We start from the raw sequence: 14,340 nt of genomic DNA, 5'->3' as shown, positions 1-14,340 counted from the left end.
TGCACACGGGTGTGCAACTAAACTTGATCGAGGTCACAGATGTTCGGTGGAAGAGGTGTGCAACGTGCAGGAACCCGTCGCGCGACAGGCGAATTCGCACACGCCACCGGCACGGACCCGGACGAACGCCAACCGGCGCCGCATCCTCGACGCCGCGATGGAGTCCTTCGCAGCCGATCCCGACGCGAGCATGGACGACGTCGCCCGTGCCGCCGGCGTCGTCCGGCGCACGGTCTACGCGCACTTCCCGAACCGCGATGCCCTCGTCGACGGCATCGCCGCCGACGCCGCCGCGGAACTGGCCGCCGCGGTCGACCTCGCCGAACCCGAGGATCCCGACGTGGCGCTGGCGGTCGGTGCGCTCCGGACCTGGCCGGTCGGGGACCGGTACCGGTTGCTGCTGTCCTTCGCCCGCAAGGAAGTGGGCGAACAATGTATCGCCGACCTCGTCGCGCCCCTGCGCACTCGCACGCTCGACATCGTCGAACGCGGACGCGCCGCGGGGATCTTCTCCGACTATCTGCCGTCGGTGGTGCTGGTCGGGATGATGGAAGGCCTCACGATGGCGACCCTCGAACAGGCCAATCTGGGCCTGGTCCGCGACTCGGGCGAGAGCATCGCGCTGGGTGTGCTGGTGCTGGCCGGGGTTTCCCCGGAACGGGCCGCCCGGGTCGTCGAACAGGCCCGCCGGTGGCTGCACGAGCACGCCCCCGACCAGGCCCGGGGGTAATGCGGTGAATGTCGGTACTGCCCAGGGCTAGACTGGCACGATCACGACGACCGTCGTGTGGGAGCCGAACGGAAAGCAGGCCGTACCGTCCACGTGAGTGAATCAGACGACATCCGCGACTCCGCGGAACCTGAACGGACCATCGTCCGATCCAGTCTCGACCTGCCGCCGGAAGCGGCGGCTCCGCTGCTCGGGGCGGCCGACGAGAATCTCGTCGCGCTCGAGCGCGTGCTCGATGCGGACATCCACGTGCGCGGCAATTCCGTCACCCTCACCGGGACTCCCGCCGAGGTCGCGCTCGCGGAACGGGTCCTCGGCGAACTCGTCACGATCGTCGGCCGTGGCCAGCCGCTGACCCCCGACGCCGTGCGCCGCACCGTGGGCATGCTCACCCAGGGGCTGTCCGAATCGCCGGCCGACGTGCTGAGCCTGGACATCCTGTCGCGGCGCGGCAAGACGATCCGGCCCAAGACGCTCAATCAGAAGCGATACGTCGACGCGATCGATGCCAACACCATCGTCTTCGGCGTCGGCCCCGCCGGTACCGGCAAGACCTATCTCGCGATGGCGAAGGCCGTGCAGGCCTTGCAGACCAAGCAGGTCACCCGCATCATCCTGACCCGCCCGGCCGTCGAGGCCGGCGAACGTCTCGGATTCCTGCCGGGCACCCTGCACGAGAAGATCGATCCTTACCTCCGTCCGCTGCACGACGCGCTGCACGACATGATGGATCCGGAGGCGATCCCGAAGCTCATGCAGGCCGGCGTCATCGAGGTCGCGCCCCTGGCGTATATGCGTGGCCGGGCGCAGCCGTTGTCCACCAAGGTCCTCACGCCCGAGGGGTTCCGTCCGATCGGCGACGTGAAGGTCGGCGACGAGGTGATCGGTTCGGACGGTCGGCCGACCGAAGTGCTCGGCGTCTACCCGCAGGGATTCAAGGACATCGTGCGGGTGACTACCCAGGACGGGGCGTCCACCCTCTGCTCGACCGATCACCTGTGGTCGGTCTACACCCGCAGCGATCGCAGGCGCGGCAAGGGGCCGCGGGTGCTCGAGGCCAAAGAGATGATCGGCAATCTCCGTGCCGCGCACTACCACCGCTACGAGATTCCGATGCTCGCCGAGCCGGTCGAGTTCGCTCCCGTGCCGGTGCCGATGGATCCGTATGCGCTGGGACTGATGCTCGGTGACGGCTGCATGGCCGGCGTGGCGACGCCGAGCTTCAGCACAGCCGACCCGGAACTGGTCGAGGCAGTCTGGGGCACGAAGTCGCCGACCAAGTTCGTGCCGAAGGAGTACCTGCACAATTCGGCCGACGTGCGCCTCGCCGTCTTACAGGGTCTTCTCGACTCCGATGGTGGACCGGTCATTCAGACCGGTCGGACGTGCCGAGTGCAGTACGCGACTGTGTCGGATCAACTGCGCGACGACGTCCTCTTCCTCGTGCAGTCGTTGGGCGGCGTCGCATACAGCCGCACCCGGCCTGCCGAAGGTCGGAAGCCCGGAAACGCCCGCGGCCGCGACGTCGAGTACCGGCACGACGGGCACATCGTCGACATCCGTCTGCCCGAAGGATGCGTGCCGTTCCGGCTCCGAAGGAAAGCAGAGAAGTACGCGGAGAACAGCCCCAAGACACCTCGGCGGTACATCGAGAGCATCGAATCCGCCGGTACCGAGGAGGCGGTCTGCATCAGGGTCGCCGCTGCCGACTCGCTGTACGTCACAGAGGATTTCCTACTGACGCACAACACCCTGAACGACGCCTTCATCATCCTCGACGAGGCCCAGAACACCACCGCCGAGCAGATGAAGATGTTCCTGACCCGCCTCGGCTTCGGCTCGAAAATCGTTGTCACCGGCGACATCACCCAGGTCGACCTGCCCGGTGGTGCCCGTTCGGGCCTGCGCGCCGCCACCGAGATCCTCGACGACATCGACGGAATCCACTTCGCGACGCTCGACAGCAGCGACGTGGTGCGACACAAGCTCGTGTCCGACATCGTCGACGCCTACGGCCGCTACGAAGCCCAGCGTTCCGGCGAGGTCGCCCTCGGCAACCGGGCACAGCGGCGCGCCACGCAGCACCGGGTGCAGCGCCGATGAGCCACCCCCACTTCCGAATCCCGTCAGCAGTGCAGAAGGAACGACACCGATGAGCATCGAGATCTCCAACGAATCCGGGATGGACGTCGTCGAGGAGAATCTGCTCGACGTCGCCCGCTTCGTGATCGCGCGGATGGACGTGCACCCCGCGGCGGAGCTGTCGATGGTGCTCGTCGACTCCGATGCCATGGCCGATCTGCACATGCGGTGGATGGACCTGCCGGGTCCCACCGACGTGATGTCGTTCCCGATGGACGAACTCGAACCGGGCGGTCGCCCGGACGCACCCGAACCGGGTCCGTCGATGCTCGGTGACATCGTGCTGTGCCCGTCGTTCGCGGCGGATCAGGCCGCCAAGGCCGGGCATTCCCTCGACCACGAACTCGCCCTGCTCACCGTGCACGGCATGCTGCACCTGCTCGGCTACGACCACGCCGAACCCGAGGAGGAGAAGGAGATGTTCGGTCTCCAGAACCAGCTCCTCGTACCACTCCTCGAGGAGCTGCGCCGCGCCGAACACGAGGCCCGGCTCGCCGCCCGCGACCAGCAGCTGCTCGGCAAGGTCGGTCTGTCCGACAATCCCGAGCAGTAGCGGGGCCGTCGTGGGAGCAAACGCATGAGCGCCCTCGCACTCGTGGCGATAGCGGTCGTCCTGGTGCCGCTCGGCGGCATGTTCGCCGCCGTCGATTCCGCGCTGAACACCGTCTCCGCTGCCCGCGTCGACGAACTCGCGAAGGACGAACGGCCGGGAGCACAGCGGCTGAGGCAGATCCTCGAGGATCGCCCCCGCTACGTGAATCTCATGGTCCTGCTTCGGATCCTGTGCGAGATCACCGCGGCCGTGGTGCTCGCCGGGGCGCTGCTCGAGGTCCTGGACCGGACGTGGGCGCTGGTCGTGAGCGCCGCGGTGATGGTGGTCGTCGACTACGTCGTCATCGGGGTCGGGCCGCGAACGCTCGGCCGCCAGCACGCCTATCCGATCGCACTGGCCGCGACGATCCCGCTGCGGTTCCTCGGCGTGCTGTTCGGCCCGATCGGCCGGCTGCTCATTCTCGTCGGTAATGCCCTCACCCCGGGCCGCGGCTTCCGGAACGGCCCGTTCGCCAACGAGATCGAACTGCGCGAGCTCGTCGACCTGGCGCAGGAACGCGGCGTCGTCGCCGACGACGAACGCCGCATGATCCAGTCGGTGTTCGATCTCGGCGACACCACCGCCCGCGAAGTGATGGTGCCGCGCCCGGAGATGGTGTGGATCGAGGAGGACAAGACGGCGGGGCAGGCGACCTCGCTCGCCGTGCGCAGCGGTCACTCCCGGATCCCGGTCATCGGCGAGAACGTCGACGACATCCGTGGCGTCGTCTACCTCAAGGACCTCGTCCAGCAGACCTACTACTCGCGCGACGGCGGACGCAGCGTCAAGGTCGCCGACGTGATGCGGCCTGCGGTCTTCGTCCCGGATTCGAAACGGCTCGACGACCTGCTCGCGGAGATGCAGCGCGACCGCAACCACATGGCGGTGCTCGTCGACGAATACGGCGGCATCGCGGGACTGGTCACCATCGAGGACGTCATCGAGGAGATCGTCGGGGAGATCGCCGACGAATACGACGCCGACGAGACCCCCGATGTCGAGGACCTCGGCGACGGCACCTACCGGGTGTCCGCGCGTCTGCCCGTCGAGGACCTCGGTGAACTGTTCGACATCGAAATCGACGATGACGAGGTCGACACCGTCGGTGGTCTCCTCGGCTTCGAACTCGGCCGGGTGCCGCTGCCGGGTTCGGAGGTCACCACCCGCGGGCTGATCCTGCGCGGCGAAGGCGGTCCGAACGCGCGCGGTCGGGTGCGGATCAACACCGTGCACGTCCAGCGCGCCCCGGCCGACGAGCCCGAGCCCGAACCCGCCGAGGAATCCGAACGATGACCCACACCCAGGAGCTTGCATGACCGACACCGACTTCCGTTCCGGCTTCGTGTGTTTCGTGGGCCGTCCGAACACCGGTAAGTCCACGCTCACCAACGCTCTGGTCGGCAGCAAGATCGCCATCACCTCGTCGCGGCCGCAGACCACCCGGCACACCATCCGCGGGATCGTGCACCGCGACCACGCACAGCTGATCCTCGTCGACACTCCGGGTCTGCACCGGCCTCGCACGCTGCTCGGGCAGCGGCTCAACGACCTTGTGCGCGATACCTATTCGGAGGTCGACGCGATCTGCCTGTGCATTCCCGCCGACGAGAAGATCGGCCCCGGTGACCGGTGGATCCTCGATCAGGTGCGCAACGTCGCGCCGCGCACGACGCTCATCGGCGTCGTCACCAAGATCGACAAGGTCGGTAAGGAACAGGTCGCCGCGCAGTTGCTGGCGGTGTCGAAGCTGCTCGGTCCCGACGCCGAGGTCGTGCCGGTGTCGGCGGCGTCCGGGGAACAGGTCGAGGTGCTCGTCGACGTGCTCGCCTCGCACATGGAACCCGGTCCGGCCTTCTACCCGGACGGCGAGCTCACCGACGAGCCCGAGGAAACCCTCATGGCCGAGCTCATCCGCGAGGCCGCGCTCGAGGGCCTCGGCGACGAACTTCCGCACTCGCTGGCCGTGGTCATCGAAGAGGTGGTCGAACGTGAAGGCCGCACCGAGAAGCAGGGCGAGATGCTCGACGTGCACGCCCTGCTGTACGTGGAGCGGCCGAGCCAGAAGGGCATCGTCATCGGCAAGGGCGGCGCGCGACTGCGCGAGGTCGGTACCGCGGCCCGCAAGCAGATCGAGAAGCTTCTCGGCGTGAAGATCTATCTCGACCTGCACGTGAAGGTCGCCAAGGACTGGCAGCGCGACCCTAAGCAGCTCGGGCGTCTCGGCTTCTGACACGCCCGGTCCGGCTCCGCCCCGCCCGCTCGAACCCCGAGAAGGTACGGTCGTTCGGGTGCGTCACTAAATTTTGACGCATCCGAGAGAACACCGATCAGTGACCGAAGTCGCTTCACGGGGGAAGAGACATGGGCAGGAAATCGGGAACCGAGCTCGCGGCGCGTGACGCCGTGTATGTCTACGGGGACCGCGCGAACCGGGGAGACACTCCCAGCGTCATGACGCATTTCTACGTCTTCGACACACGGCAGGGGAGTGCGCCGATCGCGACCCACGCCGAGGCCGTCGACTGGATTCTCGGGCGCACCCACCGGACCCCCGCGCTGCGCAGGCGCCTGCAGCGGGTGCCGTGGGACCTCGGCTATCCGTACTGGGTCGAGGCCGCCGTCGACCCGGATCACCACATCGACTTCCGGCGGATCGGGCACACGACCCGCCCCCACCTGCACCGGCTGTTCGCCTCGCTCGCGGAACAGCCCCTCGACTTCGGCCGCCCACTCTGGAAACTCCACGTGCTGTCCGACGTGCGGGGTGTCGGCGACCTCCCGGACCACGCGACCGTCGTCGTGCTGCGGGTCCACCACTCGATAGCCGACGGAAGGGGCGCGGTGCAGATCGCGCGCGCTCTGTTCGACGACCCGGCTGCGGAACCCTCCCAGGGCGGCACCCTGGTCCCGGTTCCCGGCCCGGTCGCGGCGGTCCGGAAACTGCCCGGCGACTACGTGCGCTACGCGGGGGCCGTTCGCCGGTGGATGAGGGGCCGGCGGTCGCTCCGTGCGCTGGTCGCCTCCGGTGAGATCGCCCAGCCCGGGACCCCACGCCCGCGCACCCGGTTCAACGTCGTGGACGACAGCACCCGCCTGTTCGGCCGGGTCCGGTTCGAGCTGCGGGACGTCCGGGCCCTCGGGCATGCCACCGGGACGACCGTCAACGACGTGATACTGGCGGTGGTCTCGGACGCGGTGGGCACCTACCTCGCGGAGCGGGGGGAGACGCCGGCGGCCTCGCTGGCCGCCCATGTTCCGATCTCGGTCGGGGCCAGGTCCGGTCTGGTGGCCGAGAACAAGATCAGCGATCTGCACGTCGATCTGCACACCCACCGGACCGATCCGCTGACGCGGCTGCATCTGATCCACGAGTCGGTGGCCCGCGAGAAGGGCCGGGTGTGGCGACCGGAGTGGATCGCCGTCGAATCGTCACTCGACGCGGTGCCGTCCCTGTGCATGCGGTACTCGTTGTGGCGGGCCGTGCGCAAGGCGGTCGTGTCGACCTGCGGCCGTGCCGGGGCGACGAACACCGGCCTCTCGAACGTGCCACGCGGCTCCGCCGAGGCCCTGCGGTTCGGGGACAGTCCCGCCGTGGGCGGATTCAGCGTGCCCTGCCTCAACCGGCTCGTCGGCCTGATGCACTCGGTCGTGACGCTCGGTGACGCACTCGACCTGACCTTCTCGACGAAGCAGGCGGTGATGCCGGACCCCGAGGCGTACGAGCATCTGCTGGAGGGTGCCTTCGACCGCCTGTGGTCGGCCGTTCCCGCGACCGCGTCGGCGTTTTAGCGATCTACGGCCGCGCCGGCGCGACAGCGGGCTACGACTGCGGGTGAGCCCCGCCGGTGAGGACGGCGCCCTGCAGCAGCAACAACACCGACGTCGACAGGTCGCTGCCACCGCCGGTCGACAAGCGCCGCAACTGAAGTCCGGCGACGGTCGCGACCAGGGTCGGCGCGACCGCCACGGGATCCGGCAGCCCGAGTTCGGTGAGGATCGCGACCGTCAGCTCGTCGTACGCCGCCCAGCAGCGGTCCGCGGCGGCGCGGAGTTCGGGGTCGCGGCCGGCCTGGACGTACAACTCGAACGGCGCGATCCGCTCGGCGGAGAACGCGAGGTCCTCGGCGACGCGTTCGGCGAGTCCGGCGGCCTCGGCGAGCGAAACACCTTGATTGCGATGGGATTCGGCGATCTCGCGCAGCCGGGTCGTCTCCTCGGCGACGAACGTCTCGAGCGCCGCCCGCAGCAGGTCGGGCTGGCTCGGGAAGTGGTAGGTGATCGAGCCGAGCGAGACGTTCGCGTGCGCGGCGATGCGCCGGTTGGTGACTCCGGCGACGCCGTCGGTTCCGATCAGATGCAGGGTCGAGGCGACGATGCGGTCGCGGACGGACGTGGACACCGTCACCACCAGCGTTCCGGGATCGCCTCGTGCCAGCACAGCGACGACTCCAATTGGGCGGCAAGGGAAATCAGCAGCGGTTCGGAGTTTGCGGGACCGAGCAGCTGGGCGCCGATGGGCAGGCCCGCGTCGGTGAAACCGGCCGGCACGTTGATCCCCGGCCAGCCGAGCACGTTCCACGGCCACGCATAGGGGCATGCGGCGGTGATGACCTTGTCGGTCTGCCAGCCGCCGATGTCGTCGATCGCTTCGATCGGGAGCGGGGGCATCGCCGTGGTGGGGGCCAGGACCACGTCGAACCGGTCGAAGATCGCGCCGACCCGCCGTCGCAACCGCGGTTCGTAGGCGCGTGCCGCGCGCAGCGGTGCACCGCCGAGCAGGCGTCCGGTGCGGGCGTTGGCGCGGGTGCGGACGTCGGCGAGGGACGGGTCGGGAAGCCGGTGCAGCCAGTCGTCGAGACCGGCCATCGAGCGGGGCAGGAAGTTCAGGCCGAACGTGATGCCGTAGTCGGGGTCGGCGACGGTGACCTCGTGGCCGAGGTCGCGGAGGGCCCGGGCGATCGAATCGACGCCGGCGCGGACCTCGGGGGTGAGGCGGGTTCGTGTCGCGGTGAACGGGGTGCGCAGCGCCAGCGCGATGCGCAGACGTCCGGGGTCCTGACGGACGGCGTCGGTGACGGTGACCGGATCGACGTGGTGGCGGTCGCCGGGGTGGTTGCCGGACACCGCGTCGAGCAGCAGGGCGGCGTCGGCGACGGTGCGCGCGAGGACGCCGTGGGTGGTCAGCCCGTTGAACGCCTCGGGGTCGGGCCACATCGAGATCCGCCCGCGTTGCGGTTTGATGCCGACCAGGTGGCTCCACGCGGCGGGGATGCGGACGGAACCGGCGCCGTCGGAGCCGAGGGCGGCCGAGACGAGCCCGGCGGCCACCGCGGCGGCGCTGCCTCCGGAGGACCCGCCCGGCGTGTGCTCGCGCGACCACGGGTTGCGGGTGTGCCCGAACGCGATGCCGCCGGTGAGCGGCCACTGGCCCAGTTCGGGCGAGTGGGTCTTGCCGACGATGACGGCCCCGGCTTCGCGCAGGCGTCGTACGACCTCGGCGTCGTAGTCCTGGGGCGGGAATTCGCCGGCGCAGCCGAAGGCCGTGGGTTCGCCGGCGATGTCGGTGTCGTCCTTGACTGCGATCGGCACGCCGAGCAGCGGGTGACGGTCGCCGCACGCACGTCGGCGGTCGGCCTCGGCGGCCTCGGCGAGCGCGGCTTCGCGTCGGACCACCCGGAACGCGTTGAGCGTGCCCTGCGTGGCCTCGATCCGCTCGAGCGCGGCCCGGGTCAGTTGCACCGACGTGACGGTGCCGTCCGCGAGCGCGGCGGCTTCGGCGGCGAGTCCGGCCGCGCGGGTGTCTTCCCTGGAAGTGGTCATCGAACGCCCCCTGTTCGTTCGAACGAACAATAACGCGTTCCAGTTGTGCGGGCAAGCCCGCCCGTGTGCCTTTGTGGCGGTCCCGGGCGCCGGAAAGGCGCACGACCCCTCGCCTGTCCGCCCCGCATGAAAGACTCACGGAGTGAGGTTGTATCGGGACAACGCGGTGGTGCTCCGCCAGCACAAATTGGGTGAGGCGGATCGCATCGTCACCCTGCTCACCCGCCGTCACGGGCTGGTGCGGGCCGTCGCGAAGGGCGTGCGCCGCACCCGATCGAAGTTCGGTGCCCGGCTCGAACCGTTCGCGCACATCGACGTTCAGCTGCATCCCGGCCGCTCGCTCGACGTCGTCACGCAGGTACAGACCCTCGACGCCTTCGCGGCCGACATCGTCGACGACTACAGCCGGTACACGACCGCCTGCGCGATCCTCGAAACCGCCGAGCGGCTCGCCGGCGAGGAACGTGCCCCGGTGCCGCGCCTGCACGCGCTGACCGTCGGTGCGCTGCGTGCCCTGTGCGACCGGATCCGCCCACCGGAGCTGATCCTCGACGCCTTCCTGCTGCGAGCCATGACCTACGCCGGTTGGGCGCCCGCGATCGGCCGTTGCGCCCGCTGCGACCGGCCCGGTCCGCACACCGCGTTCCACGTCGCCGCCGGGGGAGCGGTCTGCGTGCATTGCCGGCCGCCCGGCGCGGCTACCCCGGCACCGGGTGTCCTCGCCCTGATGGACGCCCTGAACCACGGGCGGTGGGACGGCACCGAGACCGCCGACCCGGCGGTGCGCAGCCAGGCCAGCGGCCTGATCGCCGCGCACCTGCAGTGGCACCTCGAACGGCGGCTGCGCACGCTACCGCTCGTCGAGCGTTCCACCGACCGTCCGGCAGCCGGTGCTGTAGGGCGTGACGCCGGTGCCGTGGGGCCCGACGCCGATGCCGTCAGGCAGGATGAAGACCGTGATTCGACGACGCGCCCCGCAAGCATCGCCTGACCGCGCGATCCGGCCACCGGCCCCCCACCCGTCCGGTGCCCGGCCCCCGATCCTGCAGCCCGAGTTGATCCCCCGGCACGTCGCGCTCGTCATGGACGGCAACGGCCGCTGGGCGCAGGAACGCGGACTGCCGCGCACCGCCGGACACGAACGCGGTGAGGCCGTGCTCATGGACACCGTCGAAGGCTGCATCGAGATTGGTGTCAAATGGCTCTCGGCGTACGCGTTCTCCACGGAGAACTGGAAGCGCAGCCCCGAGGAGGTGCGCTTTCTCATGGGCTTCAACCGCGACGTGATCCGCCGCCGCCGCGACGAGATGCACGAGATGGGCGTGCGGGTGCGCTGGGCGGGCCGCCGGCCCCGGCTGTGGCGTAGCGTCATTAAGGAACTCGAGATCGCCGAGGAACTCACCAAGGACAACGACGTGATGACCCTGGTCATGTGCGTCAACTACGGCGGACGTGCCGAGATCGCCGACGCCGCGCGGGAGATCGCGCGACGCGTCGCGGCGGGTGAGATCGACCCCGAGAAGATCACCGAGGCGACGATCGAGCGGTACCTCGACGAACCCGACATGCCCGACGTGGACCTGTTCTTGCGCCCGTCCGGCGAGCAGCGCACGTCGAACTTCCTGTTGTGGCAGGCCGCCTACGCCGAGTTCGTGTTCCAGGACAAGAACTTCCCCGACTTCGACCGCCGCGACCTGTGGGCCGCGTGCGTCGAGTACGCCTCCCGCGACCGCAGGTTCGGTGGAGTCAAGTGAACGAACTGCGGGATCGGATCGGCGCGGCACTCGCCTCGTTCGTCGACTTGCACGAGCCGTCGGTCGACGGTGACGACTCGTTCGGATTCGACTACGCGGGCGTGCCCTGTGCCCTGCGGGTGGTCACGCTCACCGAGGGGCTCGACGTCGTGTCGCTGACGAGCGTGCTCGGGTGGGACCTCGCCCTCGACGACGATCTGCGGGCCCGCATCGCGTCCGCGGCGGACGCGGTGCAGTTCGGATCGGTGCACGCGGTCGAGCGGGAAACCGACGCCGACGTGGTGCTGCGCTATTCCTTCCCGGTGACCGGACTGGGCGACACGGCTCTGACGACGATGCTGCTGCTGGTGCTCGGCGGTGCGGCCGACGCGCGCACCGCGATCGTCGAACCCGAAGCCGGAACCGAGGGGGAGCGGTGAGCAAGAAGAACGGGCGCAAGAAGAGCGCGAACAGGAAGCGGGCGGGTGCCGAGGTTGTGAGCACCGGGACCACGGGCGGCGCGCAGTCGCTCGAGGAATTGTGGGCCGTGCCGGTGGACACCGAGGACGACGACGCATTGCGCGACGCGGTTCGGCGGATCCTTGCGGACGTGCTCGACGAGGCGCCGGAACCGGACGAGGACGGCGACCTACCGATCTGGCTCGGTGACGTGATCACCTACGCGTCCGTCGACGCCGAGGACGCCGTCGTGGAACTGCGCACGTTCCTGGTCGAAAGGATCGCCGGACGGACCCGTGCCGCCGAGGTGCTCGGCGACCTCCAGTCCGAGTGGCCGGACTTCAAGTTCGTGCTGCACAAGGACCGGGTGACGGCCGAGCAGCGTGTCCCCGCGTCGCCGTTGGTCCCGATGCACCTGATCCGTGCGGTCGGGGCGATCGTGCCGCTCGTCGAGGAGGCCCGCGTGCTGGCGTCCCGCCTCGGTGGCGAGGCGTGCGTGTTCGGCGGCGAGGGCACCGACATGCAGGACAGCGTCGTGCAGGAGACCGGCGTCGAGGCCACCGGAACCGATCGTGCGGTCGGCGGAAAGCTGCTCGCCGACGCCGGGTGCGGCTGCGGAAACTGCGCCTGCGGCTGAGCCTCGGCTGGATACGTTCGGCTCAGCGCGACTGCTCGCCGTCCGAGGCGGCGCAGTCGCGGCACGTGCCGAAGATCTCGACGGTGTGGCTGACATCGGCGAACCCGTTGGACTCGGCGATCTCGTGGGACCAGCGCTCGACCTCCGGTCCGTCCACCTCGACGGTGAATCCGCAGGTGCGGCACACCAGGTGGTGATGGTGGCCCGACGAACAGCGCCGGTACAGCGACTCGCCGGTGTCGGTGCGCAGCACGTCGACGCTGCCGGCTTCCGCGAGCGACTGGAGGGTCCGGTACACGGTGGTCAGTCCGATGCCGTCTCCGCGCTTGCGCAGTGCGTCGTGCAGGTCCTGCGCGGACCGGAACTCCTCGATGTCCTCGAGCAGGGCCACGATCGCGCTGCGCTGCCTGGTGGAACGGACCCCGACGACGGGCTTGCGGGCAGAGGTCACGGCGAGGTCAACCTTCCTGAACGTGAGCGATGGCGTCGACGACGATGTGGGCGAGATGGTCGTCGGCGAGGCGGTAGAGCACTTCGCGGCCGGACCGTTCCCCGCGCACGACCCCGGCCGACTTGAGCACCCGCAGGTGCTGGCTGATCAGCGGTTGCGTCACGCCGAGCGCCCCGACCAGTTCGTGCACGCAGCGTTCGGATTCGCGCAGTTGCAGCACGATGGCGATGCGGACCGGCGCGGACAGCGCGCGCAACAGTTCGCCGGCGAGCGTGAGCGTGTGGTGCGACGGAGGTGTGAGGTGTTCGTCCCGGCATTCGTGCTTGTCGGTGGGGACGCTCAACGGTTCTCCTTCGACGGGCGGTAGTGTTAATGCAAACCGATTCCATTTTGATATGCACGAATGTGCATGTCAACCGGCTCGGAATTCGACCTGCAGGAGCGGAGCGATAGGCTTACCGGCGACGTATGTTGCGAACCCCGCATCGAAGATGGAGAGAACCCGAGTGGCACCCAAATCCAAGATCGATACCGTCGCCAACCTCGCCAAGCGCCGGGGCCTGGTCTACCCGTGCGGTGAGATCTACGGCGGTACGAAGTCGGCCTGGGACTACGGGCCGCTCGGCGTGGAGCTCAAGGAGAACATCAAGAAGCAGTGGTGGCGCAACATGGTCACCAGCCGCGAGGACGTCGTCGGCCTCGACTCCTCGGTGATCCTGCCGCGCCAGGTGTGGGTCGCCTCCGGCCACGTCGGTGTGTTCAACGACCCGCTGGTCGAGTGCTTGAGCTGTCACAAGCGGCACCGGCAGGACCACCTGCAGGAGGGTTACGCCGAGAAGAACAAGCTCGACGATCCCGACTCGGTGCCGATGTCCGACATTCCGTGCCCGGACTGCGGCACCAAGGGTCAGTGGACCGAGCCGCGCGACTTCAACATGATGCTGAAGACGTACCTCGGGCCGATCGAAAGCGAAGAGGGCCTGCACTACCTGCGCCCGGAGACCGCCCAGGGCATCTTCGTGAACTTCGCGAACGTGCTCACCACCTCGCGCAAGAAGCCGCCGTTCGGCATCGGCCAGATCGGCAAGAGCTTCCGCAACGAGATCACCCCGGGCAACTTCATCTTCCGGACCCGCGAGTTCGAGCAGATGGAGATGGAGTTCTTCGTCAAGCCGGGCGAGGACGAGGAATGGCACCAGTACTGGATCGACTACCGGATGGACTGGTACACGGGGCTGGGTATCAACAAGGACAACCTGCGCCTGTACGAGCACCCGCAGGACAAGCTGTCGCACTACTCGAAGCGCACCGTCGACATCGAGTACCGCTTCCACTTCCAGGGCAGCGAGTGGGGTGAGCTCGAGGGCGTCGCCAACCGCACCGACTTCGACCTCGCGACGCATGCGAAGCACTCGGGCACCGACCTGAGCTACTTCGATCAGACGACGAACGAGCGCTACACGCCGTACGTCATCGAGCCGGCAGCGGGTCTGACCCGTTCGCTGATGGCCTTCCTCGTCGACGCGTACACCGAGGACGAGGCTCCCAACGCCAAGGGCGGTGTCGACAAGCGCACCGTGCTGCGGCTGGACCGCCGGCTCGCGCCGGTCAAGGCCGCGGTGCTGCCGCTGAGCCGCAACGCCGACCTGAGTCCCAAGGCCAAGGACCTCGCCGCCCAGCTGCGCCGCAACTGGAACGTCGAGTTCGACGACGCCGGCGCCATCGGCCGCCGCTACCGTCGCCAGGACGAGATCGGTACCCCGTTCTGCATCACCG

The 14,340-nt window shown here is 68.9% G+C and carries 15 protein-coding genes; 11 read left to right on the top strand and 4 right to left on the bottom strand.

From position 1 onward, the window contains the following. The first annotated feature begins 64 nt into the window (after positions 1-64). The 6 genes from I0Q12_RS12145 (at position 65) to I0Q12_RS12120 (ending at position 7,253) form a co-directional block, all read left to right on the top strand. Complete coding sequence (locus tag I0Q12_RS12145; protein ID WP_374068687.1) at positions 65-730, top strand: helix-turn-helix domain-containing protein; 666 nt, start codon at positions 65-67, stop codon at positions 728-730. Between the two features lie 93 nt (positions 731-823). Beyond that, positions 824-2,833, top strand: coding sequence for a PhoH family protein (locus tag I0Q12_RS12140; RefSeq protein ID WP_197252161.1), 2,010 nt, complete (start codon positions 824-826; stop codon positions 2,831-2,833). A 49-nt stretch (positions 2,834-2,882) separates the two neighbouring features. Further along, complete coding sequence (gene ybeY, locus I0Q12_RS12135; protein ID WP_197252160.1) at positions 2,883-3,425, top strand: rRNA maturation RNase YbeY; 543 nt, start codon at positions 2,883-2,885, stop codon at positions 3,423-3,425. A 24-nt stretch (positions 3,426-3,449) separates the two neighbouring features. Next, complete coding sequence (locus I0Q12_RS12130) at positions 3,450-4,757, top strand: hemolysin family protein (protein ID WP_197252159.1); 1,308 nt, start codon at positions 3,450-3,452, stop codon at positions 4,755-4,757. 19 nt (positions 4,758-4,776) lie between these two features. Then, positions 4,777-5,694 (top strand): GTPase Era, encoded by a 918-nt coding sequence (gene era / locus I0Q12_RS12125; protein ID WP_197252158.1) that lies wholly within the window; start codon positions 4,777-4,779, stop codon positions 5,692-5,694. Positions 5,695-5,825: 131 nt separating this feature from the next. After that, complete coding sequence (locus tag I0Q12_RS12120; protein ID WP_197252157.1) at positions 5,826-7,253, top strand: wax ester/triacylglycerol synthase domain-containing protein; 1,428 nt, start codon at positions 5,826-5,828, stop codon at positions 7,251-7,253. A 31-nt stretch (positions 7,254-7,284) separates the two neighbouring features. Here I0Q12_RS12120 and I0Q12_RS12115 read toward each other — a convergent pair whose 3' ends face one another. Next, on the bottom strand, positions 7,285-7,863 hold the full coding sequence (locus tag I0Q12_RS12115) for a TetR/AcrR family transcriptional regulator (RefSeq protein ID WP_197252156.1): 579 nt from the start codon (positions 7,861-7,863) through the stop codon (positions 7,285-7,287). 2 nt (positions 7,864-7,865) lie between these two features. Continuing rightward, positions 7,866-9,284: an amidase gene (locus I0Q12_RS12110; protein ID WP_197252155.1), complete on the bottom strand. Its 1,419-nt coding sequence runs from the start codon at positions 9,282-9,284 to the stop codon at positions 7,866-7,868. Between the two features lie 142 nt (positions 9,285-9,426). On the opposite strand from I0Q12_RS12110, the gene recO reads away from it, so the two are divergent. The 4 genes from recO to I0Q12_RS12090 are packed head-to-tail and all read left to right on the top strand — an operon-like array spanning position 9,427 to position 12,113. Beyond that, the gene (gene recO, locus I0Q12_RS12105) at positions 9,427-10,275 is read left to right on the top strand and encodes a DNA repair protein RecO (RefSeq protein ID WP_197252154.1); all 849 of its coding nucleotides are present in this window, start codon (positions 9,427-9,429) and stop codon (positions 10,273-10,275) included. Then, positions 10,232-11,038, top strand: coding sequence for an isoprenyl transferase (locus I0Q12_RS12100; RefSeq protein WP_197252153.1), 807 nt, complete (start codon positions 10,232-10,234; stop codon positions 11,036-11,038). Before recO ends, I0Q12_RS12100 begins: the two co-directional genes overlap by 44 nt. Continuing rightward, the gene (locus tag I0Q12_RS12095; protein WP_197252152.1) at positions 11,035-11,457 is read left to right on the top strand and encodes a hypothetical protein; all 423 of its coding nucleotides are present in this window, start codon (positions 11,035-11,037) and stop codon (positions 11,455-11,457) included. Before I0Q12_RS12100 ends, I0Q12_RS12095 begins: the two co-directional genes overlap by 4 nt. Beyond that, entirely contained in the window at positions 11,454-12,113 is a 660-nt protein-coding gene (locus I0Q12_RS12090; protein WP_307846196.1) for a hypothetical protein, read from the top strand. The genes I0Q12_RS12095 and I0Q12_RS12090 overlap by 4 nt, the downstream gene beginning before the upstream one ends. 22 nt (positions 12,114-12,135) lie before the next feature. Here the strand turns inward: I0Q12_RS12090 and I0Q12_RS12085 are convergent, their stop codons facing one another. After that, positions 12,136-12,564, bottom strand: a complete 429-nt coding sequence (locus tag I0Q12_RS12085; RefSeq protein ID WP_197252151.1) for a Fur family transcriptional regulator — start codon at positions 12,562-12,564, stop codon at positions 12,136-12,138. Positions 12,565-12,571: 7 nt separating this feature from the next. Beyond that, on the bottom strand, positions 12,572-12,907 hold the full coding sequence (locus I0Q12_RS12080) for a metalloregulator ArsR/SmtB family transcription factor (RefSeq protein WP_197252150.1): 336 nt from the start codon (positions 12,905-12,907) through the stop codon (positions 12,572-12,574). A gap of 163 nt (positions 12,908-13,070) precedes the next feature. Between I0Q12_RS12080 and I0Q12_RS12075 the strand changes: the two genes are divergently transcribed. Continuing rightward, positions 13,071-14,340: glycine--tRNA ligase (locus I0Q12_RS12075; protein WP_307846195.1), on the top strand; the 1,270-nt coding region annotated here is incomplete at its 3' end.

The organism is Rhodococcus sp. CX (assembly GCF_015865005.1).
Taxonomy (GTDB): Bacteria; Actinomycetota; Actinomycetes; order Mycobacteriales; family Mycobacteriaceae; genus Rhodococcus.
This window is presented reverse-complemented; position numbering and strand designations above follow the sequence as displayed.